Source organism: Oscillatoria nigro-viridis PCC 7112 (assembly GCF_000317475.1).
Classification (GTDB): Bacteria; Cyanobacteriota; Cyanobacteriia; order Cyanobacteriales; family Microcoleaceae; genus Microcoleus; species Microcoleus nigroviridis.
The window spans coordinates 6,929,870-6,945,022 of sequence record NC_019729.1; the positions used below are offsets into that span (position 1 = coordinate 6,929,870).

The 15,153-nt window shown below is 46.6% G+C and carries 12 protein-coding genes and 1 pseudogene; 5 read left to right on the top strand and 8 right to left on the bottom strand.

The window, feature by feature from the left end; genetic code table 11:
• Nucleotides 1-323 precede the first annotated feature (323 nt).
• The 3 genes from tig (at nt 324) to clpX (ending at nt 4,604) form a co-directional block, all read left to right on the top strand.
• A complete protein-coding gene (tig, locus tag OSC7112_RS28735) occupies nt 324-1,739 on the top strand; it encodes a trigger factor (RefSeq protein WP_015179194.1) in 1,416 nt (471 codons plus the stop codon).
• A gap of 822 nt (nt 1,740-2,561) precedes the next feature.
• Nucleotides 2,562-3,251: an ATP-dependent Clp endopeptidase proteolytic subunit ClpP gene (clpP, locus tag OSC7112_RS28740; RefSeq protein ID WP_015179195.1), complete on the top strand. Its 690-nt coding sequence runs from the start codon at nt 2,562-2,564 to the stop codon at nt 3,249-3,251.
• A gap of 9 nt (nt 3,252-3,260) precedes the next feature.
• Entirely contained in the window at nt 3,261-4,604 is a 1,344-nt protein-coding gene (gene clpX / locus OSC7112_RS28745) for an ATP-dependent protease ATP-binding subunit ClpX (RefSeq protein WP_015179196.1), read from the top strand.
• Nucleotides 4,605-4,825: 221 nt separating this feature from the next.
• On the opposite strand, the gene OSC7112_RS28750 is transcribed toward clpX, so the two are convergent.
• Nucleotides 4,826-5,347 carry a hypothetical protein gene (locus tag OSC7112_RS28750; protein WP_015179197.1) on the bottom strand — a complete coding sequence of 174 codons (522 nt, stop codon included), beginning with the start codon at nt 5,345-5,347 and terminating at the stop codon, nt 4,826-4,828.
• 356 nt (nt 5,348-5,703) lie between these two features.
• The gene (locus OSC7112_RS28755) at nt 5,704-7,785 is read right to left on the bottom strand and encodes a DNA polymerase III subunit gamma/tau (protein WP_015179199.1); all 2,082 of its coding nucleotides are present in this window, start codon (nt 7,783-7,785) and stop codon (nt 5,704-5,706) included.
• A gap of 539 nt (nt 7,786-8,324) precedes the next feature.
• Between OSC7112_RS28755 and OSC7112_RS28760 the strand changes: the two genes are divergently transcribed.
• Nucleotides 8,325-9,236 carry a hypothetical protein gene (locus OSC7112_RS28760; RefSeq protein ID WP_015179200.1) on the top strand — a complete coding sequence of 304 codons (912 nt, stop codon included), beginning with the start codon at nt 8,325-8,327 and terminating at the stop codon, nt 9,234-9,236.
• Between the two features lie 26 nt (nt 9,237-9,262).
• On the opposite strand, the gene OSC7112_RS28765 is transcribed toward OSC7112_RS28760, so the two are convergent.
• Together OSC7112_RS28765 and OSC7112_RS28770 are read right to left on the bottom strand one after the other, a co-directional pair.
• On the bottom strand, nt 9,263-9,985 hold the full coding sequence (locus OSC7112_RS28765; protein WP_015179201.1) for a DevA family ABC transporter ATP-binding protein: 723 nt from the start codon (nt 9,983-9,985) through the stop codon (nt 9,263-9,265).
• A 262-nt stretch (nt 9,986-10,247) separates the two neighbouring features.
• Nucleotides 10,248-10,574, bottom strand: a pseudogene (locus tag OSC7112_RS28770) (hypothetical protein); the annotation flags it as partial.
• Here OSC7112_RS28770 and OSC7112_RS40305 point away from each other — a divergent pair.
• Nucleotides 10,478-10,681 (top strand): hypothetical protein, encoded by a 204-nt coding sequence (locus OSC7112_RS40305; RefSeq protein WP_190274455.1) that lies wholly within the window; start codon nt 10,478-10,480, stop codon nt 10,679-10,681. The pseudogene OSC7112_RS28770 and the gene OSC7112_RS40305 sit on opposite strands and share 97 nt — an antisense overlap.
• An 82-nt stretch (nt 10,682-10,763) precedes the next feature.
• Here the strand turns inward: OSC7112_RS40305 and OSC7112_RS40310 are convergent, their stop codons facing one another.
• The 4 genes from OSC7112_RS40310 to OSC7112_RS28785 all read right to left on the bottom strand — a co-directional run bounded on the left by OSC7112_RS40310 (nt 10,764) and on the right by OSC7112_RS28785 (nt 15,137).
• The gene (locus OSC7112_RS40310; protein ID WP_190274291.1) at nt 10,764-10,916 is read right to left on the bottom strand and encodes a hypothetical protein; all 153 of its coding nucleotides are present in this window, start codon (nt 10,914-10,916) and stop codon (nt 10,764-10,766) included.
• A gap of 149 nt (nt 10,917-11,065) precedes the next feature.
• On the bottom strand, nt 11,066-11,926 hold the full coding sequence (locus OSC7112_RS28775) for a Uma2 family endonuclease (RefSeq protein ID WP_015179202.1): 861 nt from the start codon (nt 11,924-11,926) through the stop codon (nt 11,066-11,068).
• Between the two features lie 138 nt (nt 11,927-12,064).
• Nucleotides 12,065-13,225: an ABC transporter permease DevC gene (devC, locus tag OSC7112_RS28780; protein WP_015179203.1), complete on the bottom strand. Its 1,161-nt coding sequence runs from the start codon at nt 13,223-13,225 to the stop codon at nt 12,065-12,067.
• 268 nt (nt 13,226-13,493) lie between these two features.
• The gene (locus OSC7112_RS28785) at nt 13,494-15,137 is read right to left on the bottom strand and encodes an HlyD family efflux transporter periplasmic adaptor subunit (RefSeq protein WP_015179204.1); all 1,644 of its coding nucleotides are present in this window, start codon (nt 15,135-15,137) and stop codon (nt 13,494-13,496) included.
• Between the last annotated feature and the right edge of the window lie 16 nt (nt 15,138-15,153).

Sequence of the window (15,153 nt, forward strand, 5' to 3'; positions counted from 1 at the left end):
CGATCTATCTAAATTTTCGCAGGCCCATCCATTGACTTTGACTGGCCGCAGAGGCCGGCAAGATTGACATCACAGAGCGATATGTGCTATGGTGCATCGGCAATTAGTGGACTTAACCTCCACATTCCTAGCAGCAAAAGCTAGTATCCTCAAACCAAAACTATTTGGCAAGAGCCAAAAAAGTAGCCGGCAACGACTTACAGTCTCATCCGGTAAAGGTGTTGTAGTTGTGCCGTTACGAGTCAAAAGTACAAAATTAAAATGCAGGCAAAGTCAGATTTGTATGTATTTTATTACACTATTGTTAAATATCAAAAAAGCCGATGAAAGTAACCCAGGAAAAACTTCCAGCTAGCCAAATAGGTCTGGAAATCGAAGTACCGTCAGAAAAGTCAAAACAAGCCTACGAGCAAGTAATTAAACAATTTGCTCGCGAGGTTAATATTCCTGGGTTCCGCAAAGGCAAAGTTCCCCGTCAAGTTTTGCTACAGCGCCTAGGCCAGACTCGTTTGAAGGCGACGGCTTTGGAAAATTTGATTAATGATTCCCTGCAAAAAGCCCTCGAACAAGAAAAAATTGCCGCAATTGGCAGTTTTGAACTTCGCACCGAGTTTGAAGAATTACTAGCTAAGTTCGATCCAGAACAGCCTCTGATTTTTTCGGCGAAGGTTGACGTGCAACCCGAAGTGAAAATGGGTCAGTACACTGGTTTGCAGCTTCAAGCAGAAGAAGCTAAGTATGATGAGGCTCAGGTAGATGAGGTACTGGCAAAATATCGATCGGACAAAGCTACTTTAATCCCCGTAGAAGGCCGGCCGGCTCAGTTGGGAGACATTGCTTTGGTTGATTTCTCCGGTAGATTTGCCGAAGCACCTGAAGGCGAAACTCCCGCAGAAATTCCCGGCGGTCAAGCAGAAGACTTCCAAGTAGAATTATCGGAAAATCAGTTTGTACCGGGCTTTATCCAAGGCATGATCGGGATGAATCCGGGAGAAACTAGAGAAGTTTCCGTGCAGTTCCCAGATGAGTATAGCAGTGAAGAACTAGCGGGAAAACCGGCAGTCTTTACGATTACTCTCAAAGAACTTAAGGAAAAAGAATTGCCGGAGTTGGACGACGACTTCGCCCAAGAAGTCAGCGAGTTTGAAACTTTAGCAGAACTGCGCGAATCGCTCGAAACTCGGTTTAAAGCAGACCAAGAAAACAAGACATCAGCTAATAAGGAAAAAGCTATATCAGCAGCACTCGCGCAGCTAATAGAAGTGGAAATTCCCGAAACAATGGTCGATCGCGAAATCGATTATTTGTTGAATCAACAAGCCGTCCAATTGAAAAATTACGGGATAGATATCAACCAACTGTTTACGGAAGAAAATATGGGCCCGATGCGGGAACGCTCGCGCCCGGAAGCAGTCGAGCGCCTCAAGCAGAATTTAGCTCTGGCAGAAGTAGCCAAGCTGGAATCCTTATCTGTTGAACCAGCAGAAGTAGCAGCAGAAGTAGCAAAAATCAGAAAGCAGTTTCCCAGAGGAGATTTTGACCCTCAAAGGTTGCAGGAATTTGTAGCAGAAGACTTGCTCAAACAAAAAACCCTGAAATGGTTGGAAGAAAAAGGGACAATCGAACTCGTACCTGAAGGATCTCTGACTCCCGCAGCAGAAGAATCAGAAGAATCGGACGCTGAAGAGTCAGCAGAAGCAGCCACGAGCGTTGAAGTGGAAGTCGTAGGCGAAGAATAGAACTTAACTCAATTGGCTTATATCCCAACGCTGTAATGGTACTCAATTGGGCGTTGGGATATAAGTGAAGTAAGGTCTATGAAATAATCAAAAATTTCCTGATTTTTCACAAAAAGATGGTAAGATATAAGTGGTTGCGACCCACCCACTCGGCTGCAAACAACAGGTCACAGTAGCAGTAGTATGCTTACCAAGGATAACTGCGAGAGAAAGGGGGAAAAGACAGACCGCTGGTGATTGGGATACGTCCTAATGTGAAATACAATCCAAGTTTGTCATACGTAATAGTTTTTTGCCTTGGGAAACAGGGTTTCTGCGTGGGTTCCTTACGAAGGGATAAAGGCTGCAAAGCCAGAGATGCTGTGTAAGACTTGGATCGTCTTGAGTGACGAATATTCAGCAATGGATATCCCCAACAGAGCAACGGCAAATGAGACACGAAGCCTACACGCTCACCGCAAGGTTAGTGTTAGGTTTTTCACTGTGTTCAAATGTCCTAATTGGGGCATGAACTCAACCGTGATTTTAACGGCGCACCTGAATCCTTAACTACAAGCTTCGGGTGCGCCCGATCCTTACTAAAAGCTCGGGGTGTCCGCTAGAAGCAGCGATGATTGACAAGTGAGTATTTTAACTCATTCACCCCGCGAGCCTTGGGAGTCACTCCAGCGTTGCGCCCAGCGCAGAAAGCAATTTCAGAACTCAAAACTCCCCATTCCCCCGATATCCGTTCAGAAGAGGCATAATAGTTAGAAGCTGGCGGCTTAATTTAAAGCTTTCATCAGCAGCAGCAAATTGTCTAGAATCCTTGACTGGTGTCTTATGGTTGTATCTCAATCTTCCAATTACCTAATTACAAGCTATAACGATTTTGATGTCAGTTCCAGCCCCAGCAATGTAGTGCCGATGGTACTAGAACAGTCGGGGATGGGCGAGCGGGCTTTTGACATTTACTCGCGCTTGCTGCGGGAGCGAATTGTGTTTTTAGGAACTCCCGTAACCGACGAAGTTGCTGACTCGATAGTGGCTCAGCTATTGTATCTGGATGCCGAAGACCCAGAAAAAGATGTCCAAATGTACATAAATTCCCCCGGCGGCTCGGTGACGGCCGGCATGGCAATTTATGACACAATGCAGCAAATTCGCCCGGATGTGGTGACGATTTGTTACGGTTTGGCAGCGAGTATGGGCGCATTTCTGCTGACAGCAGGAGCCCACGGTAAGCGGATGTCTCTTCCGAGTTCCCGAATTATGATTCACCAGCCGCTTGGAGGTGCTCAAGGTCAAGCAGTTGATATTGAGATTCAAGCCAAAGAAATCCTTTATCATAAGCGTAAGCTGAATCAACTGCTAGCGCACCACACAGGTCAACCGATCGAGAAATTAGAGGCTGATACAGAGCGCGACTTTTTTATGTCAGCCGAAGAAGCCAAAAATTACGGTTTGGTCGATCGAGTTATCGCTAAAGAAAACCTTCCGGCGGCGGGAGAGAATGTCACTGCACTGAATTAAGAGGCTGTTATGTCTAAGTACGACTCCCATCTAAAATGTTCGTTTTGTGGCAAGTCTCAAGAGCAAGTACGCAAGTTGATCGCAGGGCCCGGGGTGTATATCTGCGACGAATGCGTTGACTTGTGCAATGAAATTTTAGATGAGGAGTTGTTTGATTCGAGTGCAGTACCCGCAGCAGCGGTGGCCCAGAAGCAGGAAACGACGCAAAAGCGCCGCGCTACTTCGGGCAAAAGTATGTTGATGAGTCAAATTCCGAAGCCGAGGGAAATTAAAAATTACCTCGACGAAAACGCGATCGGGCAAAATGACGCGAAAAAGGTGCTCTCGGTGGCTGTTTACAACCACTACAAGCGCCTCAGCTTTATCCAGGCAAAAAATAGCGGCAAGCACCCGCCGGAAGAAGTAGAACTGCAAAAATCGAATATTTTGTTAATCGGGCCCACGGGCTGCGGCAAAACTCTGCTGGCTCAGACGTTGGCGGATATGCTAGACGTACCCTTTGCGGTGGCTGACGCGACGACGCTGACGGAAGCGGGCTATGTCGGGGAAGATGTGGAAAATATTTTGCTGCGGCTGCTGCAAGTGGCAGATATGGATGTGGAAGAGGCGCAGCGCGGAATTATTTATATTGATGAAATTGACAAAATTGCCCGCAAGAGCGAAAATCCTTCGATTACGCGGGATGTGTCGGGTGAAGGCGTGCAGCAGGCGCTGCTGAAAATGCTGGAGGGGACGATCGCCAATGTACCTCCCCAAGGCGGCCGCAAGCATCCCTACCAAGACTGCATCCAAATTGACACTAGCAATATCATGTTTATCTGCGGCGGTGCTTTTGTCGGTCTTGAGAAAGTGATAGAGCAGAGAACGGGTAAAAAGTCAATGGGTTTTATTCAGCCCGGAGAAGCTCAGCCGAAGGAAAAGCGGGCTGCTGACATTCTCAAGCAACTGGAACCGGATGATTTGGTGAAGTTTGGGATGATTCCCGAGTTTATCGGGCGGGTGCCGGTGGCGGCGGTGTTGGAACCGCTGGATGAGGAAACGCTGATGGCGATTTTGACTGAACCGCGCAATGCTTTGGTTAAGCAGTATCAAAAGCTGCTGAAGATGGATAACGTGCAGTTGGACTTTAAACCGGAGGCGATTCGGGCGATCGCCCAGGAGGCATACCGCCGCAAAACTGGAGCGCGGGCGCTGCGGGGAATTGTCGAAGAATTGATGTTGGATGTGATGTACGAGTTGCCGTCGCGCAAGGATGTTGCCCGGTGTACGATTACTAAGGAAATGGTTGAGAAGCGATCGACGGCTGAGTTGTTGGTACTTCCGTCTTCGCTACCAAAACCGGAGTCAGCTTAAGTTCAGATATTTTACTATTCTCGTGGAACAGGCATCGTGCCTGTTCCACAAAAATTAAATTTTCTTGGGGGGTGGGTTCTTATAGCCCGCTCTAAAGCATTATTGAACGAAATCAGCGCAACGAGAGACTAAAGAATCAAGTATGAAATCTATTTGTGGAAAGGAGGAAAAGTCGGGCAAAGCTAGGGAGGGACAGAATTGAATTTTTAGTCATTTCGGGTTTAACCTCGATAATCGGGTTTCAATCGTTTCAGACTTTTTTTGCTAATCGGAAAACACACATTAAGGGATCGATGTCCTTGGTAAGTATCAGTGAATTTCCATTCTAAAATTAAAGCTCCTACAATCAAGCAACCATTAGCAACATAAGACACAGTGTCTTGAATACCCAATTTACTTTTCTCTACACCCCACCAATTTTCACAATCGTGTTTCAACCCATAACTTGAATCTTCATAATTAAACGATTTGATCAAGTCTAATTGACTCAGCCAATATCTAGAGCGATAAATTTGGTCAAGATAATATTTATCATTCCAATTTTCGATTTGCCAAAGCTTAAATTCACTCGCCGCTGTCCCCATTCTAATTTTGTAATCGCGGTATTGTTGTTCAGTCTGAAAATACCCATCAACAGTTAACCAAGGATGTTTTTTAACTACGGTCAACACTCTCTTCCATTCCGATTCAAAATCAATTGCTAATAAAAAAGGAAAATCGTATTCGCTCAAAATTTTTCTCATTTTTTATCTACCTCAACAGGACGGCACTTATTATAGCAATTAAGATAACTGGTGCTGCAAGCCTAGCCCAAAACAAGGTTTCTTTAAGTTCCGAAGCTATAAAATCCCAGATACCAACAGATATCCACAGCATAATACCTACCAGACTCAAAATAGCGGAGAGCGACATACTCGGCGGAAACCCTGAAAACAGTTTTATAATAGCAACAGCCTTGGCGGTTATGGCATAAACTGGATTTTGACTGCGGAGCGTTGTGGAACAGGCCGGAGAGCCCGTTCCTAAGAATAGTGCAAGATGTAAGATCAACTGGACTTAATATTATATGTCAAGCCAATTCCCAATGCCCAATTCCCATTTACCAATCTATAAAATCATCCTCACCTAAGTCAGAAGATAGCTCGGAAAAATCCGGTTCAGATTCCAATCTAAAAGTTTCCGACTCCCAAATCTCCAAGTCATCCGACAAATCGACTACTTCCCCGTCAAACATATCAGCCAACTTCCTAGCCGTATTCGCGACATATTGAGCGTCATCACGCACCGCTACAGCCTGAGCGTTAAAGTCATTTTGAGAGTCTGTAGAAACGTTTGTGGGCGATCGCGATTCGGAAACAGCAGGCACATTAACGGCGGTATTTTCAGGCGCTGGCGGGTGTTTTTGTTCTTCTCCCCTATTCCCCAAAAAATTATCTGCAATCTCAGAACCCGCCGAGTTTTGCACCTGTTGGCCCGCATCATCCGCAGGATGAGAATTCCTGGGATTTTCGCCAACACGTCCGTTAGAAGTGGGCAAATCCTTGGCGCGGGAACTATTAGTTTCAGCGGGATTTGTCAAGCCAACTTTTACTGTTACTCGACGGTTGAAAATTTGCACAAAAGCTTCTTCAATATTAGCTACTTTGTCTTTAACCATATTGAGCAACGGCTGCGAACTAATCTTAACATGAGCAGTATTATTGCTAAAAATTACTAGCTGTCCGTGTTGGCGAAGCAGCGATTGAGTGCCATGCGGCCGCACGCGGTCAAGTACCTGTTCCCATACTCGATTTAAATCGATTTCATCGGCCCAATTAGTCGGTGAATAATTTGTTTGATTCGTTTCAGCAGTTGGTACAGGTGCGGGAATCGCTGCAGGAGGTGTGTTTTCTGTTCGATTAGCCACAGGCGGCGAAGTCGGTGGAGGATTTTGAGGTTTGGCAGCCGGAGGTTGTTCAATATTAGATGTCTGGTTCCCCCCCGATTGTAGGGGCGGTGCCCCCGTGCCCGCCCTGGACTGGGGGGGGTGATGTTGTGGTGGTTGAGCAACATTTTTCGCTGGTTCGGCTGTTGCTTGTGGCTGAGTTCTAATTGCTGAGGGCAACAATCCCAACAGCGTTACTTCCAGCCACAGACGCGGCTGAGTGGTATTTTTAATTTGCACTTCGTGGGTTTGCAAATGTTTCTGACCTGCCAAAATCAACTCCGCATCCCAATGGCGGGCAAAAGTCGCCAGTTTTTCCCAAGTTGCCGAGGTTAAAGCTACTAAATCTGACCGTTTCGGTGCAGCTTTAGCTATTAGCAAATCTCGGTAAAAGCTGGCGAGACTTTGCAGGACGATTAGCGGTTCACGGCCGCGATCCATGAGGTGGCGGGTCATGTCTATTAGTGCTGTAGCGTTATCTGTATCAATAGCTTGCAGCAAATCCATTAAGTCATTTTCAGGGACTGCGCCGACTAAATCCCAAACTTTTTCGACTGTTACTTCACCCTGAAATAAGCTCAGTTGGTCTAGCAAACTTTCGGCATCTCGCAGACCTCCTTGGGCGATTTGAGCAACCATTTGTACTGCATCACTGGCAATATTGATGTTTTCTAATTTGGCAATTTTGTGCAAGTGAGCAATCATTGCTTCGAGGGGGATGCGGCGAAAGTCGAACTTTTGACACCGAGAAATAATGGTTGGTAATACTCTTTGTGGATCGGTTGTGGCGAGGACGAATACAACGCGATCGGGCGGTTCTTCTAATGTTTTTAATAAGGCATTAAATGCCTGGGTACTGAGCATATGAACTTCGTCTATTACATATACTTTATAGCGGCACTGTACGGGCGAGAATTGAGCTCGTTCGATCAAATCCCGAATGTTATCTACTCCCGTGTTGCTGGCGGCGTCAATTTCGATGACATCTAGTGTCGAACCTCGGGCAATTTCTTGGCAAACGTTGCATTTGCCGCAGGGTGTCGGGGTGGGGGCAACCGTAGAAATACAGTTGAGGGATTTGGCGAAAATTCTGGCACTGGAGGTTTTACCGGTGCCTCTGGGGCCGGTGAATAGATATGCTGGTGCTATGCGCTCTTGTAGGATGGCGCTGGTGAGGGTTTGGGCGATCGCCTCTTGACCGACTAATTCGGCAAATGTCTGAGGGCGATATTTGTGGTGCAGGGGTTCGTAGGTCACGATCGAATATTGGTGGTATTAGCTGTAATCTTAGCTAAGGAGACGTTGTTCGATCGCAAAGAGAGCTCGACTCTCACAGCAAGCCGCCCGGTGGGCTTGCACGGCGGGAGTTAGCAAACAGTAGGAATTATCACTCTCCCAACGTCCGCCCCTCGATCGTCCGGGCGATCGGCTGTTCTCCTTGAGGTTTTCCGCTGCTCGCTCCCAGAGTTACTATTAATTTATGTGTATTTCTTTTTATTTTTCTAGAAACGGAGACCGCCGAACCAACATTTTTTGTAGCTGTATTGGTATAATATATTACAGACAATTCACCATTTCTATTGGCCGGTGCCAGCGCGCGATTTTCCGATATTTCGGAAACCTGCTTGCAGTTAAAGATAAAGTATTAATTAGAGGGTGCGTGCTCCAGTTGCAGAAATCCAGTTGTACCAAGATGATGGTGGAATGATGTCAATGTTGGTTGATCCGGTTGCACTACCAGCTCTACTCTGGAGTCCTGTATAAATATAGCGTCAAATTTTACCCTTTAAAAGCCCATGTCAACCCAAATAATCCTTGTAGAACCAAGGTTGGCAGTAGCCTCTCCCAAACCTAAAAAGGCTAAACCCGGAGATCCGTCCTCAGACCAACTCTTAATAGGAGGGTCGGGATTACTGTTGTTATTGCTGATCGGTTTAGCGGTGTTTACCAAGCTAAAACTCGACGATTTGAGTAAAAAGCTCAAATTTGAGGAGTTTAGAAATCGAGAACTCCAGAAAAAATACAAAATGGCTCTGGAAACCATGTTAAAGATGGAAAAGAATCCCGACCTTATCCACTCGCGAGACTTTAATTTAGACTACCTGAGAATGCGAATGGCGGAAGAAGTATTTCACTTTGCCATTGTGAATCAGATTAAGGTAAAAGTCAAAGAGAAAATTAGTATTGCCCTGCGTCCGACTCAGGGTGCAGTGGGAGATAAAAATGGGAATGCGGGCAGCGGCAGGCAAGTGGATTCGATGTTTGATATCGAATACGAAACTGGCGATCCGGCGGTAAAAATAGAAAAACGAGTGCTGTTTCGGATTCAAATTAAGCTGATGAAATTGCCGACTCAGGCAACATCGGCGACAATTAATCAAATTATTGACTGTTTGGAAACTTATCTGAGTCCTTCAGACGACCACGACAGTTGGCAGCCGACAATTCAAGGTCGCATCGTTCATATTGAGTGGGATCAAAAAGCCAAGCCGACGCCGATGTTGGTTCTGGAACAGTCGAATGAAGGGGTGAATGTTACCTTTAGGACTACGAGAACGCCTGCGGGCAGACCTACAAATGCCACTGAAAGCCAATTGGTAGGAGCGAAAGGCCAAAAAAACGGCAAAAGTAGTTCTAAAACTCCAGCCAAAGCTGCAACAAAAAGTCCTGCCAAGGTAGGAGGAAAGCGTCCCGGTTCTCGGAAATAAGTTGAGGTGGATTAATATTATTTTCCCTATTTTCCCGAAAGAACGCCGGTTGCCGCCGTTGTTGATGTATCTTGTGCGAGGTGGCCGTCTTCCATGTGAATAATGCGATCGGCTATATCTAAAATTCGGTTGTCGTGGGTAACAAGCAAAATAGTGCAGTGCTGTTCTTTTGCCAAACCTCGCATAATTTCTACCACATCTCGACCTGATTTACTGTCTAGTGCTGCTGTGGGTTCGTCTGCTAATACTAATTTCGGCTGGCTGACTAACGCCCGGGCGATCGCGACTCTTTGTTTCTGCCCGCCAGAAAGACTGTCGGGGTAATAATCTATTCTTTCTCCCAAGCCTACAGCTTGCAGCATTCCCTCTATTTTATCATTAGTTTCTTGGGGAGAAAGATGACTGTGGAGTTCTAAAGACATTTGCACATTTTGCCTAGCTGTCAAGCATTTGAGCAAATTGTGAGCTTGGAAAATATAGCCGATGTCGCGGCGGACTTTAACTAATTTATTTTTCGGCGTTCCCCGCAATTCTTGGTCGAGAATTTTCAGACTACCTTCTTGGATCGATCGCAAAGCTCCAATTAATGTCAATAATGTTGTTTTACCAGACCCAGAAGGCCCAGTCATCAGCACGATTTCGCCGGGATAAATTTCTAGGTTGATGTCAAATAAGGTCTGTTTGCGAAGTTGTCCTTCGCCGAAGGAATGATTGAGATTTTTAATTGAGACAACTGGTAAAGTATTCATAGTAATGGCTATATTTAACAAGATCGAACTAATGCTATATACAGCAGATTCCACGTTTATGAAGTACCCCCGCCCATCGTTCTATCCCCGTAGGGACACGGCGAAAGCGTTTGTCCCTACACTTCATCAACCTGGAATACGCTGTATAGCAACAGCCCAGGCTCATATGCGATCGGGATCGATTCCCTGCGATCGCAAATAATATCATGTGCGATCGATTAACCATAATATCCCGGTCGGGGCGGGTTTTTGAGATTGTCAATTATTGGAAGGTATTGTTGGTGAGGGGAGCCCCTACAAAAATCGCGGTCGATCGACCGGACATGATATAAGTCGCCAATCGCTCTTTTTGTTCTCGTTCGCGATTGGGCCGTTCTCGTTGGGCGTCGGCCCGTTCGCGTTCTTGTTCGGCGTGCAGGCTTTCCACCCTAGCTCGCTCGCTCCCCGTCAGCAACAAATTTCCCTCGCTATCCCACCAGCGCAACCAATGCTGTGTCTGATTTTGATAGCTACCCGACTATACACCCAACTCTACTTCCATTAGGTCGATCGGGTAATGCCCGCGATCGTTCGGTTCCAAACGCCGATACCCACCCAACATACTACTTCTGTGCGAGTGCGCCGATATGGATGGTTTTGGCAGTGTATCGCAAAGAGTGCTTTTTGTCAACCTCTTTTACTGGACTGGCGCTCTAGTGAACAAGATGCGATCGCCTCTCGAATCATTCTTCATCAAGTGCGATGTCTGCGACGGGCTACGCCTACGCATTCCTTCTCGTTACTGACTGTCTCTCTTAAAGTGCGATCGCCATTCATATCTCTCACAAAATCCTACTACTCTCAACCCGTCGATCGTCAACTTCTTTAACTTTCTCCCGATTGACAAACTCTTCAAACAAGCTAAAAAATCGATCGACTGCACTGCGTTCATCGGCGGAATGCTGGTACCTCAGTCATAAGATTTGCTATTTTTGATTTTTCTAGAGCAGGGCTAACTAATTTTTGGAGGTGTGATTTGTTGCCAAAAATTATAGCGATCGCCCTTGATTTTTCCTCAACAAATAGATCGACAACCCCGGCTCAAATGAGATCTGGATCGATGCCCTGCGATCGCAAATAAGCCGCCAATCGCTCTTTTTGTTCTCGTTCGGCGTCGGCCCGTTCTCGTTCGGCCTCGGCCCTTTGGCGTTCCTGTTGGGCCCGTTCTCGTTCGGCCTCGGCCCTTTGGCGTTCCTGTTCGGCTTGCAGGCTTTCCCATCTAGCTCGCTCGCTCCCCGTCAGCAACAAATTCCCTTCGCTATCCCACCAGCGCAACCACTGCATTGTCTGATTTTGATAGCTACCCGACCATACACCCAACTCTACACCCATCAGGTCGATCGGGTAATGCCCGCGATCGTTCGGTTCCAAACGCCGATAGCGAGTATTCACCCAGTTGTAGACTTCTAATTCACTGGTTTGAATCTTGTAAATAGCGTAGTAGGGAATCCTGATAATCCGCTCGTATACCCAAAATTTTCCCGGTTTCTGGTTTCCCCCAGAGGGTAAAGCAGATAAAGGGGTGCTGTCGAGTTCTTCGGAACCATCACCCGAAGCAAATTCAATGGCAATCAGCGGCACAATATACTCGCGCCAGAGCACGTAGGAACGGCGGTATTGCCCGTCTAATTGGGGTGGAACGTTGGGGACGTAGAACCAGTCAGGGGCTTCGGCACCCTTTTCTGGAGGGTCAGTTTCGCGCCAGTAGATGCCACAATCTTGCCCGATCGCGTATTGTCCGTCGGGGTGCAGGTTTTGGAGAGTGGTTTCGAGAGAATCGGTGAGCAAAATGCTCTGAGGATGTTCTTGAAAGTTTTTCACAAACGTGCCGTCAGATTCGGGGAGTTGCGTGTGGTCGGGAAAGGCGGGAGGCAACGCTGTGGGATTGAAGCTTTGGGTCATAGCGTATCACCGAGGAAGAGCGCGATCGAGATTGATGCTCTTTTACAGCATAGCGTTACATAACATAATTTGACATCTTTGTTTCTGACGGATAGTATCAATTACCAATTACCAATTACCTATTACCTATTACCAAATTTAAAATATATCTGCCGGATCGGCCGCCTGCAATTTCCTCACCGCGATCGCCCCCGACGCACCACACATAATTAGCGTCATTACAAACACAGTTAGAGCTTTCCCCAAAGTCATGTACATCGGCAAACTTGTAGCATTTCTCCCTAAATTGTACAGCACCAAAGAAACTCCAAACCCCGGCAAATAACCGATAACTGCGAGAATCAAAGCTTCTTGAAACACCACGCTCAAAAAGTAAAAATCCTTATATCCCATCGCCTTCAGCGTCGCGTATTCCGGCAAGTGGTCGGTAACATCGGTATAGAGAATTTGATAAACAATCACGATGCCGACGATAAATCCCATAGCCGCGCCGAGAGTGAAAACAAAGCCGATCGCGGTACTTTCTTCCCAATATTTTCTTTCAATTTCAACGAACTCTGCTTTAGTAGAAATTCGCACGTCATTCGGCAAAGATGCCCTCATTTTTTCCACAACAGCTTGAACGTCGGTTCCCGGCTGCAAGTGAATAATTCCTATATCAATTAAACCTTTCGTTCGGCGCGATGCAAAAATTCGCAGAAAGTTCAAATCGCTAGTAACCAGATTGCCATCAGCACCGAAAGATGCTCCTAAAGTAAATAACCCCTTGACCGTAACGCGGCGATTGTCAACTTCAGTTTCAACAACTTTTCCCTGTTTGAAATATTCTGCTACAGGCCCAAACTCCGGGCGGGAAGCTTGGTCAAATAAAACCACATCCGAAATTTTGATTTTGTCCAAATTATTTTGGATTTCAGGCAGCTCAAAGATGGGATGAGCGGGGTCAAAACCGATTACCATCAATTGCCGAGTATTTCGCTGGTTGGGGTCGGGGTTTTTCCACAATCCAAAGCCTAAATATACCGGACTAATTGCTGTAACGCCGTCAAAACTCAAGGCTTGATACAAGCGACGCTGGGGAAAACTTTTCATGGCTATTAAAGCCGTAGATTGAGTGCTGGTGATAAAAATATCCCCTTTTAATTTAGCGTGAAAGGTGATCGAACTTTCAAAAAGCGCGTCTCTAAACCCGAACTGCATAAACATTAGCAAGTCGGCGAAGCCAATGCCGGCTAGTGCGACTGCTAAGCGCATTTTTTCGCGGGTTAATTGTGCCCAAGCTAGTGGTATTTTGGCCATACAATGAAGGAAGTTCGGCAACGGATTATGTACGGGATGTAACGGATGTAACGGATGTCAGGAAGAAGGAATAAGGAAGGAGGAAGAGGGAAGAACTCCTCTGACCAATTATCAATTACCAATTATATTATGTCCGGTCGATTACCCCTAATACGGTAGGGGCGGGTTCACCAACAATACCTGCCAACAATCTCCTATCTCAAAAACCCGCCCTTTTAATCGCGGTCACTCGATCGGACATGATATTACCAATTACCAATTACCAATTTTAAATGTCTATTTTAACTTCAACCTGCAAGTTTGTTAAGGTTGCAACTTTCTTGCTCGATTCCGGATCGAGGCGAATTCTTACTTCGATAACTCTCGCGTCGGTGTCGGCGGCTGGGTCTGTATTAAGGACATCTTTTTTGCTGATTTGTTTGCCGATGCGAGCGACTTTTCCTTCCAAAGTGCCTGCAAAAACGGGGCTGGTGACTGTTGCACGCTGGCCGTTTCGCACTTTGGCGATGTCGGTTTCGTAAACTTCTGCTACGGCGTACATTTGGTCGGTGCCGCCTAGTTCTACGATGCCATCTTGAGTGTTGACACGTTCTCCTTGTCGGCTGTGAACTTTGAGAACGTAGCCGGATACGGGTGCTTTGACGTAACTTAAGTTTAAGTCTACTTGAGCTTTTTGTTTGGCGGCGATCGCACTTTCTACGGCGGCTTGGGCGGCTTGCACGTCTTCGGGACGTACTTCGGCAATTTGGTCTAGATTTGCTTTGGCTTGATTGATTTGTTCTTGGCCAGTTTCTGCTTTTTGTTTGAGTATTGCTTCGGCTTGATTGATTTGTTCTCGTCCTGTTTCTATCTTTTGGTTTAAGGTTGCTCTGGCTTGGTTAATTTCCTGCCTGCCTGTTTCTAACTTGCGTCGGAGATTGGCTCGGGATTGATTGATTTCCTGCTTGCCTGTTTCTACTGTTTGTTTGACTGTGGCTTTAGTTTCGACTATCTGCTCTTGCAGTGTTTGCACAGTTTTTTCTAATACAGCTTGAGCTTCTTTGACTCTCTGGCGAGCCGTCTCTACTGCTAAACGTTTGGTGTCGTATGCCGAAGCAGAAATTGCGCCTGTTTCGGAGAGTTCTTTATTGCGTTTTTCCTCGGCTTCGGCGTTGGTTAATTCGGCTTTTAGCCGATCGACTGTAGCGTTTTGAGAGGCAATTTCGCCGCGCAATTGAGCTTCTAGCCTAGCCAATTTGGATTGCTGTACTTCAGTTTCTCTTTGGAGTTGTGCCTCAAATTTGGCAAGATTAGCTTGTTCGGCTTCGGTTTCTCTTTGCAGCCCGGCCTCAAATTTGGCGACGTTAGCTTGTTCGGCTTCGGTTTCTCTTCGCAGTTGAGCTTCTAAGCGGGCGACGTTAGCTTGTTCGCCTTCGGTTTCTCTTTGCACTTGTGCTTCAAACTTGGCCACTTCGGCTTTCCCAGCGCCGATTTGACCGGTTTTTGCGCCTGCTTGAATTTTCGCTAATTCTGCTTGTTTGACTTTGACTTCTTTGTCGGCTTGTTGGAGGATTGCTTGGAGCCGATCGCGCGTATCGAGAACTGCTATGATTTGTCCTTGACTGACTCGATCGCCCTCTTCCACCTGCAACAGTTCAATTCTTGCTCCCTCCGACGCCGAAGGGGCCGACAATTTGATAACTTCCCCCTGGGGAGTCAACCTACCCAAAGCAGTAACGCTGGTGCGGGTGGGGACGGAAGTTGCAGCAGCCTTTGCAGCCGCCGCCTTTAACTCTTCGGCTTTTCTAAGTTGAGATACTTGCCAAAAACCGACTCCTGTGGTAAGGACAGTGGCAGCGATCGCTAAACCGATGACTCCTCGCCCTGGGGGTTTTAAAAATGATTTATCCTTGACCCGTGATTCCTTTCCCATTACTGATAAAGTAGGT

Coding starts and splice junctions, on each gene's coding strand:
- tig (WP_015179194.1), top strand. CDS start 324: ATGAAAGTAACCCAGGAAAAACTTCCAGCTAGCCAAATAGGTCTGGAA.
- clpP (WP_015179195.1), top strand. CDS start 2,562: ATGGTTGTATCTCAATCTTCCAATTACCTAATTACAAGCTATAACGAT.
- clpX (WP_015179196.1), top strand. CDS start 3,261: ATGTCTAAGTACGACTCCCATCTAAAATGTTCGTTTTGTGGCAAGTCT.
- OSC7112_RS28750 (WP_015179197.1), bottom strand. CDS start 5,347: ATGAGAAAAATTTTGAGCGAATACGATTTTCCTTTTTTATTAGCAATT.
- OSC7112_RS28760 (WP_015179200.1), top strand. CDS start 8,325: ATGTCAACCCAAATAATCCTTGTAGAACCAAGGTTGGCAGTAGCCTCT.
- OSC7112_RS28765 (WP_015179201.1), bottom strand. CDS start 9,985: ATGAATACTTTACCAGTTGTCTCAATTAAAAATCTCAATCATTCCTTC.
- OSC7112_RS40310 (WP_190274291.1), bottom strand. CDS start 10,916: ATGAACGCAGTGCAGTCGATCGATTTTTTAGCTTGTTTGAAGAGTTTG.
- OSC7112_RS28775 (WP_015179202.1), bottom strand. CDS start 11,926: ATGACCCAAAGCTTCAATCCCACAGCGTTGCCTCCCGCCTTTCCCGAC.
- devC (WP_015179203.1), bottom strand. CDS start 13,225: ATGGCCAAAATACCACTAGCTTGGGCACAATTAACCCGCGAAAAAATG.
- OSC7112_RS28785 (WP_015179204.1), bottom strand. CDS start 15,137: ATGGGAAAGGAATCACGGGTCAAGGATAAATCATTTTTAAAACCCCCA.